We start from the raw sequence: 11,845 nt of genomic DNA on the forward strand, positions 1-11,845 counted from the left end.
ACACCGTGACCGACGCACCCCGCCGACCCGGCGAACCCGCACTCTCCGCTCTCGGTCTGAGCGGTCCCGACCAGCAGGATGCCGACACCTCCCCCCACACCTTCCCCGACGGCGGCACCTGGCGGACCGAAGTTCCGTCGGTGGAAGGGCCGGAGGCCGTTGGGGTCGTGCTCAAGGAGGCGTCGCGGCTCGACGTGCCCATTCACCGGATCAGCCAGGGCAGCGGCATCTGGATGCTGCGGGACACCGAGATCCAGGAAATGGTCGAGGCGACCGCCGAACGCGACATCGAGCTCTGCCTGTTCACCGGGCCGCGCGGCAGCTGGGACACCGGCGCCTCCGTGCGGACCGACTCGGGCGGCGCGGGGCTGCGCGCCCGTGGGCACGACGCCGTCGCCGGATGCGTCGAGGACGCCGTGCGGGCGACGGAGTTGGGCGTCAAGTGCCTGCTCGTCGCCGACGAGGGCGTGCTGTGGACGCTGCACCGGGCGAGGCAACAGGGCGTCATCCCGGGCGACACCACCCTCAAGGTGTCTGCGCTCGTCGGGCCCGTGAATCCTGCCTCGTACGCCGTGTACGAGCGGCTCGGGGCCGACTCGTTGAATGTGCCGAGTGATCTGACGCTCGCGCATCTCACCGAGATCCGGCGGGTCTCCGCCGCGCCCATGGACATGTACGTCGAGGCGCCCGACGACCTCGGCGGCTATGTCCGGATGTACGAGATCGCCGAACTGGTCCGCCGCGGCGCCCCGTTGTACCTGAAGTTCGGGCTCGCCAAGGCGCCGGCCATCTACCCGTACGGGGCCCAGCTGCGCGACGTCACCCTGGACACCGCCCGCGAGCGGGTGCGCCGGGGGCGGCTCGCGCTCGACCTGCTGGAGCGGCACGGGGCCGACGGCGGAATGTCGCCGGTGGGCTCGCGGCTGCCGGGAGCTCTCAACCGGTTCGACACGGGCCAATAACGTTCCGGGCGCGGAACTTCCCAGAACTGGACAGGGCCGCGCAGAATCCAACGCATCTCCACTCGGTCAACCCACGCTCCGCACAGGGGACTTCGCACCGCCCGCAGTTGTGCACTCACACATCAAGGATGATGACCATGCGAAACCGCCGAGCCGCACTCACCGCGATAGCCGCTTCCGCCTCCCTCGCGCTCGCCCTGTCCGCCTGCGGCCAGAGCGGCGAGGGCGGGAGCAAGGACGAGAAGAAGAGCGCGAAGGGCTCCACCGTCGGCATCGCGATGCCGACCAAGTCCTCCGAGCGGTGGATCGCCGACGGCAACAACGTTGTCAAGTCGCTGAAGGCGAAGGGTTACAAGACGAAGCTGGCGTTCGGTGAGGACGACCCCGACCAGCAGGTCTCGCAGATCGAGAACATGATCACCCAGGGTGTCTCGGCGCTGATCGTCGCCTCGATCGACAACAAGTCGCTCACCAACGTGCTCCAGGAGGCGAAGGACGCGAACATTCCGGTGATCGCGTACGACCGCCTGATCCTGGACTCGAAGAACGTCGACTACTACGCGACGTTCGACAACGAGAAGGTCGGCGAGCTGCAGGCCGGCGCCATCGTCAAGAAGCTGGGGCTCGACAGCGGCAAGAAGGGCCCGTTCAACCTGGAGCTGTTCGCCGGCTCCAACGACGACAACAACACCAAGTACTTCTTCAACGGCGCGATGTCCGTGCTCAAGCCGTACATCGACAAGAAGCAGCTGGTCATCAAGTCGGGGCAGACCAAGCTCAACCAGGTCACCACGCTGCGCTGGGACGGCGCCACCGCGCAGAAGCGCATGGACGACATCCTGACCTCCACGTACAAGAGCACGAAGGTCGACGCGGTGCTCTCGCCGTACGACGGCATCTCCATCGGCATCCTGTCCGCCCTGAAGTCCGACGACTACGGCACGAAGGCCAAGCCGCTGCCGGTGGTCTCGGGCCAGGACGCCGAGGTCGCCTCCGTGAAGTCGATCATCGCGGGCCAGCAGTACGCGACCGTCTACAAGGACACCCGCAAGCTCGCCGAGGTCTCGGTGGACATGGTCGACGACGTGCTCAACGACAAGAAGCCCAAGGTCAACGACACCAAGACGTACGACAACGGCGTCAAGGTCGTCCCCTCGTACCTGCTGACCCCGGTCAGCGTCGACAAGACCAACTACCAGAAGACGCTGGTCGACAGCGGCTACTACTCCAAGTCCGACCTGGGCCTGAAGTAGTCCGTACACGCCTCATAGAAGGGCACGACCATGGCGGGACCCGTCCTGGAAATGCGCTCGATCGTCAAGACCTTTCCCGGCGTCAAGGCGCTGTCGGACGTCTCCCTGAGCGTCCGCCCCGGCGAGGTCCACGCCATCTGCGGGGAGAACGGCGCCGGAAAGTCCACCCTCATGAAGGTGCTCTCCGGCGTCCACCCGCACGGGAGTTACGAAGGGGACATCCTCTTCGAAGGAGAACACTGCGAGTTCAAGGACATCAACGCCAGTGAGGCGCGCGGCATCGTCATCATCCACCAGGAGCTGGCGCTCGTGCCGTTCCTGTCGATCGCCGAGAACATGTTCCTCGGCAACGAGCACGCGAACCGCGGCTTCATCAACTGGCACGAGACCCTTGGCCACGCGACGCGCCAGCTGCGCCGGGTGGGCCTGAACGAGAACCCCAACACCCGCGTCACCGACATCGGGGTGGGCAAGCAGCAGCTCGTGGAGATCGCCAAGGCGCTCGCCAAGGAAGTGAAGCTGCTGATCCTGGACGAGCCGACGGCCTCCCTGAACGACGAGGACTCCGACACGCTCCTCGATCTGATCCTTGAGCTCAAGGATCAGGGCATCACCTCGATCATCATCTCGCACAAGCTGAACGAGATCCGCAAGGTCGCCGACTCGGTGACGATCCTGCGCGACGGGCGGACCGTCGAGACCCTCGATGTGCGGGCCCCGGAGACCACCGAGGACCGGATCATCTCCGGCATGGTCGGCCGGGACCTGGACAACCGCTTCCCCGACCGCACGCCGCACCAGCCGGAGGCGGGCGCGGCGCCGGCCATGGAGATCCGCAACTGGACGGTGCGCCATCCCATCGACCGCGAGCGCAAGGTCGTCGACGACGTCTCGCTCACCGTGCGCCGCGGCGAGATCGTCGGCATCGCGGGTCTGATGGGCGCTGGCCGCACCGAGCTGGCGATGAACGTGTTCGGCCGTACGTACGGCAGGTACGCGGGCGGAAGCGTCCTGAAGGACGGCGCGGAGATCAGTACGCGGCATGTCTCCGAAGCGGTCGGCCACGGGATCGCGTACGTCACCGAGGACCGCAAGCACTACGGCCTCAACCTGATCGACACCATCGGCCGCAACATCACGATGAGCGCCCTGGGCAAGGTCGCCAAGCGCGGCATCGTCGACGAGCACGAGGAGCGGCAGGTCGCCGAGAGCTACCGCAAGTCGATGAACATCAAGGCCCCGACGGTGTTCGAGCCGGCGGGCAAGCTGTCGGGCGGCAACCAGCAGAAGGTCGTCCTCAGCAAGTGGATCTTCGCGGGCCCCGATGTGCTGATCCTCGACGAGCCGACGCGTGGCATCGACGTCGGCGCGAAGTACGAGATCTACACGGTCATCGACAAGCTCGCGGCCGAGGGCAAGGCGGTCGTCTTCATCTCATCCGAGCTGCCCGAGCTGCTCGGCATGTGCGACCGCATCTACACGATGGCCGCGGGCCGCCTGACCGGCGAGGTGCCGCGCGCCGAGGCGACACAGGAATCGCTGATGCGCCTGATGACGAAGGACAAAGAGGTAGCGCGATGAGCACGAACGTGACGGACAAGATCCCGGCGGCGGCGCCGCCACCGCCGCCACGCAAGGAGGGCGCGGCGGCCGGAGGCGGCCTGCTCCAGCTCGTCGTCGCCGGCATGCGCCGCAACATGCGCCAGTACGGGATGCTGATCGCGCTCGGCCTGCTGGTCGCCGTCTTCGCCGTGTGGACCGACGGCGACCTGATCCTGCCGCGCAACGTCTCCAACCTGGTGCTGCAGAACAGCTACATCCTGATCCTCGCGATCGGCATGATGCTGGTGATCATCGCGGGCCATATCGACCTGTCCGTCGGCTCGTTGACGGCGTTCGTCGGCTCGATGGCCGCGGTGCTCACGGTCAGCCACGAGATCTCGTGGCCGGTCGCCGTGATCCTCTGCCTGGTGATGGGCGGCATCGCCGGTTCGATACAGGGCTGGCTCATCGCGTTCGGCGGCATACCGTCGTTCATCGTGACCCTGGCGGGCATGCTGGTGTGGCGCGGGCTCACCGAGATCCTGCTCAAGGGGCAGACGCTCGGCCCGTTCCCGGACGGACTCCAGAAGATCGGCAACGGCTTCCTGCCGGCGGTCGGCCCGAACACCAACTACCACAACCTCACGCTGCTGCTCGGCGTCGTGCTGGCCGCCGCCGTGGTCTGGCAGGAGATGCGGGACCGGCGCAGGCAGCGCGAATTCTCCCTGGACGTCGTCCCGTTCAACCTGTTCGTGCTGAAGCTGGTCGCGATCGTCGCGGCGATCGCGGTCGTGACGCTGCTGCTCGCCAGCTACAAGGGCACCCCGATCGTCCTGATCATCCTCGGCGTCCTCGTGGTCGGCTACGGCTACGTGATGCGCAACTCGATCTTCGGGCGGCACATCTACGCGATCGGCGGCAACCTCCCGGCGGCGAAGCTCTCCGGTGTGAAGGACAAGAAGGTCACCTTCTACGTCTTCCTCAACATGGGCGTGCTCGCGGCCCTGGCGGGCCTGGTCGTCGCGGCCCGCCTGAACGCGGCCTCGCCGAAGGCGGGGCTCAACTTCGAACTCGAGGCGATCGCCGCGTCGTTCATCGGCGGCGCGTCGATGAGCGGCGGAGTCGGCACCATCCTCGGCGCGATCATCGGCGGTCTCGTCCTCGGCGTGCTGAACAACGGCATGAACCTGCTCGGCGTCGGCTCCGACTGGCAGTCGGTGATCAAGGGCCTGGCCCTGCTCGCCGCGGTCGGCTTCGACGTGTGGAACAAGCGCAAGTCCGGTTCGTAGGTCTTCTTCCTGTTGGCAGGTCTTCTTAGGGAGCGGCACAGATGGAACTGAGCAGACGCAACGTCATCGCATCCGCGGCCGCCGCCGGGGTCGCCGCCACGGCCCTGGGCGGCACGGCCCACGCATCGGGAACCACCTCCGGAGGCAGAAAGCCCGTGAAGGAGTCCTTCGGCAAGCTCGCCGACGGCACGAAGATCTACCGCTGGTCGCTGGAGAACGGCGGCACGCGCCTGAAGGTCCTGAACTACGGCGGCATCGTCCAGTCGCTCGAACTCCCGGACCGCCACGGCAAGTACGTGAACGTCTCCCTCGGCTACGACACCGTCGAGGAGTACATCGCCGGCACCACGTTCTTCGGCGCCACCATCGGCCGCTACGGCAACCGCATCGCCAAGGGGAGGTTCACCCTCGACGGCAAGGCGTACCAGGTCTCCGTGAACGACGGCGAGAACTCGCTGCACGGCGGCGCCAAGGGCTTCAACACGCGGGTGTGGGACATCGAGCCCTTCACGTCCGGCTCCGACGTCGGCCTGCACATGCACTACACGTCCGTCGACGGCGAGATGGGCTACCCCGGCACGCTGAAGACGACGGTCACGTACACGCTGACGGCGCGCGGCGACTGGCGTATCGACTACGAGGCGACGACGGACAAGGCGACCGTCGTGAACCTCACCAACCACACGTACTTCAACCTCGCGGGCGAGGGCAACGGCACCATCTACGACCACGAGCTGTCGCTGGCCGCCTCCCGCTACACGCCCACCGACGCGGGCCTCATCCCGACCGGTGAGCTGGCGAAGGTCGCGGGCACCCCGTTCGACTTCCGCAGGGCGAAGCCCATCGGCCGCGACATCCGCGCGGCCCACCCGCAGCAGATCCTCGCGAAGGGCTTCGACCACAACTGGGCGATGGACAAGGGCAGCACGGCCAAGCCGGTCCTCGTCGCGACGCTGCGCGACCCGTCCTCGGGCCGCAGCCTGAAGATCGCCACGGACCAGCCGGGGCTGCAGTTCTACTCGGGCAACTTCCTCGACGGCACGCTCGTCGGCCAGTCGGGGCGCACCTACCGGCAGGGCGACGGCCTGGCCCTGGAGACCCAGCACTTCCCGGACTCGCCGAACCAGCCGAAGTTCCCTTCGACGGTGCTGCGTCCGGGCGAGACGTACCGGACGACGACGGTGCACTCGTTCGGCGTGTGAAGCGGCGTCCGACGTCGCTCTGAACCGGTGAGCGGCCGGGGCCCTGCGGGGTCCCGGCCGCTCCTGTGTTCCGATTCAGTACGCGACCGGCCAGCCACTCCCCCAGTTCAGCAGGTTGACGCCCATCTTCGGCGCTCCGCCGTCCGTCCCGTCGTAGTAGTGGTAGACGAGCAGATCGCCGTCGGAGTCCGAGAGCACGGACTGGCCGCCGGGCCCGATGTACTTGCCGTGCGTGGCCAGTACCTCGGTGCCGCCGTTCTCCGTCATCCGTACGCCGCTCTTGTCGACGTACGGGCCCGTGGGTGAACTCGCCCTGCCCACCTTGATCTTGTAGGTGGACGAGGTGCCGGCGCAGCAGGTGTCGTAGGAGGCGAGGAGGTAGTAGTACGAGCCGTGCTTGACGACGGCGGGCCCCTCCACGGCCTTCGTACCGGTCGGTCGCGCGGCCAGCGGGCGGACCGTCGTGTCGGCGGCGTACTGCTTGCCGGTCGACGGGTCGAGCCTGATCATCTTGATGCCGGAGGACCAACTCCCGAACGACAGCCACCACTTGCCGTCACCGTCGACGAAGAGGTTCGGGTCGATGGCGTTGTAGTCGGAGGACGTGCTCGTGGCGTGCACGACGCCGTGGTCGGTCCAGGTACCCGGCTGCCCGCTCGGCGAGGACGCGAAGCCGATCGCCGAGTGCGTCGAGCCGAAGGTCGAAACGGCGTAGTACATCAGGTACTTGCCGCCGCGGTACGAGACGTCGGGCGCCCACACGTCCTTGTCCGGCGAGTACGTCGACCACCACGACGGGAGCGTCGTGAAGGCGGCGCCCGCGCGCTTGAAGGCCGTGCGGTCGGTGGAGGTGCGGGCCTCGACGCCGTTGTGGGTGGAGTAGACGACGTAGCCGCTCGACGTCTTGACCATCGACGGATCATGTACGGAGACGTCGCCGGTGAGCAGGCCCGAGCCGGGGTAGGCCGCCTGGGCGGTGCCGGGGACGAGGGCGTAGGCGGTCGCGGCGGCAGCGGCGGCGAGTACCGGGAGCAGGCGGCGCTTGCGGGTCTTTTCCTTCATGCAGGTGAGTCGCCGTGGGCGGCGCGGGGGTTGCCTCGTCGGCGTCACGCACGTCACATTCGCCCCACGCGCTGAACATCGCCCGCCCCGTCCTCGTACTCATGCCCGACACCCGGCCGATGGGAGGCATTTCATGAGCGGAAGCGTCGTCTCGCTGTTCCAGGGCTCGACCGCCCACTCCCCCTCGTACGGCCAGCTGACTCGGGCCGGGGCGGGTGACGGCAGCGGCGGGGTCGTCGACTTCTGCATCCCCTGCAACCCCTACTTCCCCACCCCCGCGATGCTGGACGCGCTCCGCGGCCGGCTGCACGAGATCCTGACGTACTACCCCAGCAGCACCGAGCACATCACCGCCGAGCTGTGCCAGGTCCTCGGCCTCAACCCGCAGACCGTGGCGATGGGCAACGGCTCGACCGAACTCATCACCTGGATCGACCACTTGCTCGTCCGCGAGTCGCTCGCCGTGCCCGTACCGACGTTCGGCCGGTGGACGGACCAGCCGATGGAGACGGGCAAGCGGGTCGACATGTTCCCGCTGCCCGAGCGCGACGCCTTCGCGCTCGACCCGGCCGCGTACGCGGAGTTCATCCACGCGCGCGGCTCGCGGGCCGCCGTCGTCTGCAACCCGAACAACCCCGACGGCGGCCTGCTCCCGCGCCGGGCCCTGCTCCCCCTCGTCGACGAGCTGCGGCACCTCGATCTGGTCGTGATCGACGAGTCGTTCCTCGACTTCGCCGACGCCGAGGGCGGGCAGGACCCCAGCCTCGTACAGGAGGCGATCCTGCGCCCGAACGTGATCGTGCTGCGCAGCCTCGGCAAGAACTTCGGTCTGCACGGCGTGCGCTTCGGCTACCTGGTCGCGAACCCGGGCCTCGCGGGAAAGGTGCGCTCCGCACTCCCCAAGTGGAACCTCAACTCCTTCGCGGAAGCGGTCGTCTTCATGCTCCGCGAGCACCGCCAGGAGTACGCCGACAGCCTGCGCCAGGTGTGCCGCGACCGCCAGGACATGCGCTGGCACCTGGCGCGCCTGTGCCCGCTCACCGTCTACCCCTCGCAGGGCAACTTCCTCTACGTGCGCCTGCCGGACGGGGTCGACGGCGTGACGGTCCGCGACCGGCTGCTCGCCGGGCACGGCGTCCTGGTGCGCGAGTGCGGCAACAAGATCGGATCGTCCAGCAGCTTCCTGCGCCTCGTGGTGCGACCCCAACCGGACGTCCTGCGCCTGGTGGCCGGTCTGGAGTCGCTCATGGGGACCGGGAGGGGAGCCGCCGTGCCCGAGCTGAACGGAGGGACCACCTACAGCTCGGGCACGGCGGCGGTCGACCGCCTCATCCGGTCCACAGGCTCCTAAGGGTTGCGCCAGGCGGCCGGGTCCTCGGCGAGTTCCTTCACCGGGTCCGGCAGCCGGTCGTGCGCGAGGTCGGCGAGCGTGACGCCCTCCAGGATCTTGCGCACGTTGGCCCGCAGCGCCACCCACAGCGGGAGGAGCGGTTCGGCGGGGCCCGTGTAGCTGAGCGCGTTGGGCCGCTCGCCGCGCACCGAGACGATGGGGCCCTCCACGGCGCGTACGACGTCGGCGACGGTGATCTCGGCGGCCGGGCGGGCGAGCAGATAGCCGCCGTTGCCGCCCCGCTTACTCACGACGATGCAGCCGCGCCGCAGGTCGCCGAGGATCCCCTCCAGGAACTTGTGCGGAATCTCCTGTGCCGCGGCGATGGCCTCCGCCTTGATCGGAACACCGTCCCCCTCGGCATGAACGGTGATTTCCAGGCAGGCACGTACGGCGTAGTCGGCGCGGGCGGAGATCCTCATGGGCTCATTGTGGTGGACGCTCGCGGCGCGCGGTGCGGTGGATCTTGCTTGAGCCCCCTCGGGTCTTCCTCGGGTCTTCCAGCATCTGGGACACACAGATCTTCCCTACCTTTCCCATAGGGATGGTGCGTACAGTCGCCGACATGGACTTCTCCTGGGCGATAGTCGTCGCGGGCGCGCTCGTCGGGGTGGCGGTGGGCCTCACCGGCATGGGCGGCGGTGCGCTGATGACGCCGATCATGGTGATGCTGTTCGGCGTCAACCCGACGGCCGCGATCGGCAGCGACCTGGCGACCTCGGTGTTCATGAAGCCCTTCGGGGCGGCCGTGCACCAGCGTGCCGGGACCGTGCGCTGGGACATCGTGCGCTGGCTGCTGCCGACGGCGATGCCCGCGGCGGTCCTCGGCGCGCTCTGCCTGGGGCTGCTCGGCGACGGGGATCAGCTCCAGGAGCGCGTGAAGTACGTCATCGGTGGCGCGCTCGTCCTCGCGGTCGTCGGGATGCTGGCCCGCATGTGGTTGGACGCGCGGCGCGGCACGGGCGCGGAGGAGGCGGAGGACGCACACGTGGCGGTCCGCCCGCTGGCCACCCTCGCCATCGGCCTGATCGGCGGCTTCATCGTCGGCATGACGTCGGTGGGCTCCGGCTCGCTGATCATCGTGATGCTGATGCTCGCCCACCCGCGCCTGAAGGCGAACCACCTGGTCGGCACGGACCTCGTGCAGGCCATCCCGGTGGTCGCTGCGGCGGCCCTCGGCCACGTCCTGTTCGGCGACGTCGCCTTCGGCATGGCCGGCACGCTGCTGATCGGCGCGATCCCCGGCGTGGTGGGCGGCGCTCTCCTCTCCACCCGCATCTCGGGCCCGGCCCTGCGCTGGGCCCTGGTCACACTCCTCGCGGGCTCGGGCCTGGCGATGTGGGGCGTATCGGGGATCCCGCTGCTGGCGGTGTGCGCGGCGTTCGCGGCGGTCGGCACGGTGGTCACGCTGCGGGGCCGGAGGAGTCGGTCGCTGGTGGTGGCGGGCGCCCCGGCGCCCGCGCCGTCCGACACGGAGAAGACGGTGTCGGAGGCGGGCTCCAGGGTGTAGCCGCGGCTACGACCGGCCGGGACTGTGACGCAGAACCACGGAAGTATCGCGGTTCTGCGTCACAGTCCCGCGGTCACGCCAGCCGGATCACGTTCCACGACAGGGGTTCGAGCGGCGCCGTCAGCGTCCCGTCTTCCAGGGTCGTCCCCGATGCCGCGTGCGGTACCACGCGCTCCGGGTCCGCGAGGGTGTTGCGGGCGTCCGGGTCGGGGTCGGAGAGGACGCTGTGGTCGGCCACGCGTGCGAGGTCGAGCCCGTTCAGGGCGACCTCCAGCGGGAGGGTCTCCGTCTGGCTGCGGTTCACCGCGAAGACGGTGACCGTGCCGTCCTCCGCGCGGACCGCCGTCGCGTGCAGGAGGTCGGCCGTGCCGTGGCGCTGCGTGTCGTGGGTGGGTCCTGAGACGCGGACGTCGAGGACCTCGCCACGGCCGTACCGCGAGGCCGCGGCGAACGGGTAGAAGGTCGTCTGCCGCCACGCGGGGCCGCCCGGCTCGGTCATGATCGGGGCGATGACGTTGACCAGCTGGGCGAGGCACGCCACCGTCACGCGGTCCGCGTGGCGCAGGAGCGCGATGAGGAGCGAGCCGAAGACGACCGCGTCCGTCACCGTGTAGACGTCCTCCAGGAGGCGCGGCGCCTCCGGCCAGTCGAGGGCCGCGACCTCGGACTCGGTACGCGACTGGTACCAGACGTTCCACTCGTCGAAGGAGAGGTTGATCTTCTTCGACGACTTGAGGCACGCGCCCACGTGGTCGCAGGTCGCCACCACGTTCTCGATGAACGACTCCATGTCGACCGCCGAGGCGAGGAACGAGTCCCGGTCGCCGTCGTGCTCCTCGTAGTAGGCGTGCAGCGAGATGTGGTCGACGAGGTCGTACGTCTCGGCGAGGACCGTCGCCTCCCATCCGGCGAACGTCGGCATCGCCTGGCTCGAGCTGCCGCACGCGACCAGCTCCACGCCCGGGTCGATCTGCCGCATCGCGCGCGCCGTCTCCGCCGCGATCCGCCCGTACTCCTCGGCCGTCTTGTGGCCGGTCTGCCAGGGGCCGTCCATCTCGTTGCCGAGGCACCACAGGCGGATGCCGAAGGGGTCCTTGTCGCCGTGTTCCGCCCGCAGGTCCGACAGGGCGGTCCCCGAGGGGTGGTTCGCGTACTCCTGGAGCTCGATCGCCTCCGCGACGCCGCGCGTGCCCAGGTTCAGGGCCATCATCGGTTCGGCCTGCGGGCCGAGCTTGCGCAGGAAGGCGATGTACTCGGACAGGCCGAAGCGGTTCGACTCCGTGGTGCGCCAGGCGAGGTCCAGGCGGGCCGGGCGGTCATCGACGGGACCGACCGAGTCCTCCCACTTGTATCCGGAGACGAAGTTGCCGCCGGGGTAGCGGATCGTCGTCACCCCCAACTCCCGTACCAGGTCGAGGACATCGGTGCGCAGCCCGGCCTCGTCCGCGCTCTCGTGACCCGGCTCGTAGATGCCGGTGTAGACGCAGCGGCCGAGATGCTCCACGAACGAGCCGAAGAGCCGGGGGTTGACCGTGCCGACGGTGAAGGCGGGGTCGAGGGTGAAGCGTGCGGTGCGCAAAGCGTTCCTTTCGACGTGGGACTGAATGCTGGCGTGGGACTGACTACTGGCGCGGG

At 68.8% G+C, this 11,845-nt stretch carries 9 protein-coding genes and 1 pseudogene; 7 read left to right on the top strand and 3 right to left on the bottom strand.

What is annotated here, in order from left to right; all coding sequences use genetic code 11:
* Window positions 1–5 precede the first annotated feature (5 nt).
* The 5 genes from ACWD2L_RS23830 to ACWD2L_RS23850 all read left to right on the top strand — a co-directional run bounded on the left by ACWD2L_RS23830 (window position 6) and on the right by ACWD2L_RS23850 (window position 6,248).
* Window positions 6–962, top strand: a complete 957-nt coding sequence (locus ACWD2L_RS23830; RefSeq protein ID WP_351332776.1) for a hypothetical protein — start codon at window positions 6–8, stop codon at window positions 960–962.
* Between the two features lie 137 nt (window positions 963–1,099).
* Window positions 1,100–2,215: a multiple monosaccharide ABC transporter substrate-binding protein gene (gene chvE / locus ACWD2L_RS23835; protein ID WP_351332774.1), complete on the top strand. Its 1,116-nt coding sequence runs from the start codon at window positions 1,100–1,102 to the stop codon at window positions 2,213–2,215.
* Between the two features lie 30 nt (window positions 2,216–2,245).
* On the top strand, window positions 2,246–3,796 hold the full coding sequence (mmsA, locus tag ACWD2L_RS23840) for a multiple monosaccharide ABC transporter ATP-binding protein (RefSeq protein WP_351332771.1): 1,551 nt from the start codon (window positions 2,246–2,248) through the stop codon (window positions 3,794–3,796).
* The gene (gene mmsB / locus ACWD2L_RS23845; RefSeq protein ID WP_351332768.1) at window positions 3,793–5,046 is read left to right on the top strand and encodes a multiple monosaccharide ABC transporter permease; all 1,254 of its coding nucleotides are present in this window, start codon (window positions 3,793–3,795) and stop codon (window positions 5,044–5,046) included. Before mmsA ends, mmsB begins: the two co-directional genes overlap by 4 nt.
* A gap of 41 nt (window positions 5,047–5,087) precedes the next feature.
* Window positions 5,088–6,248, top strand: coding sequence for an aldose epimerase family protein (locus ACWD2L_RS23850; protein WP_351332765.1), 1,161 nt, complete (start codon window positions 5,088–5,090; stop codon window positions 6,246–6,248).
* A 75-nt stretch (window positions 6,249–6,323) separates the two neighbouring features.
* Here ACWD2L_RS23850 and ACWD2L_RS23855 read toward each other — a convergent pair whose 3' ends face one another.
* Entirely contained in the window at window positions 6,324–7,310 is a 987-nt protein-coding gene (locus ACWD2L_RS23855) for an arabinan endo-1,5-alpha-L-arabinosidase (protein ID WP_351332763.1), read from the bottom strand.
* A gap of 133 nt (window positions 7,311–7,443) precedes the next feature.
* On the opposite strand from ACWD2L_RS23855, the pseudogene ACWD2L_RS23860 reads away from it, so the two are divergent.
* Window positions 7,444–8,652 (top strand): annotated as a pseudogene (locus tag ACWD2L_RS23860) (pyridoxal phosphate-dependent aminotransferase); the annotation flags it as partial.
* A 5-nt stretch (window positions 8,653–8,657) separates the two neighbouring features.
* Here ACWD2L_RS23860 and ACWD2L_RS23865 read toward each other — a convergent pair.
* The gene (locus tag ACWD2L_RS23865; protein WP_351332761.1) at window positions 8,658–9,122 is read right to left on the bottom strand and encodes an RrF2 family transcriptional regulator; all 465 of its coding nucleotides are present in this window, start codon (window positions 9,120–9,122) and stop codon (window positions 8,658–8,660) included.
* Between the two features lie 143 nt (window positions 9,123–9,265).
* Here ACWD2L_RS23865 and ACWD2L_RS23870 point away from each other — a divergent pair, with 143 nt between their 5' ends.
* Window positions 9,266–10,210 (top strand): sulfite exporter TauE/SafE family protein, encoded by a 945-nt coding sequence (locus ACWD2L_RS23870; protein WP_351332758.1) that lies wholly within the window; start codon window positions 9,266–9,268, stop codon window positions 10,208–10,210.
* Between the two features lie 73 nt (window positions 10,211–10,283).
* On the opposite strand, the gene arfA is transcribed toward ACWD2L_RS23870, so the two are convergent.
* On the bottom strand, window positions 10,284–11,789 hold the full coding sequence (gene arfA, locus ACWD2L_RS23875) for an arabinosylfuranosidase ArfA (protein ID WP_351332756.1): 1,506 nt from the start codon (window positions 11,787–11,789) through the stop codon (window positions 10,284–10,286).
* Window positions 11,790–11,845 lie beyond the last annotated feature (56 nt).

This window comes from Streptomyces sp. NPDC002754 (genome assembly GCF_053592315.1).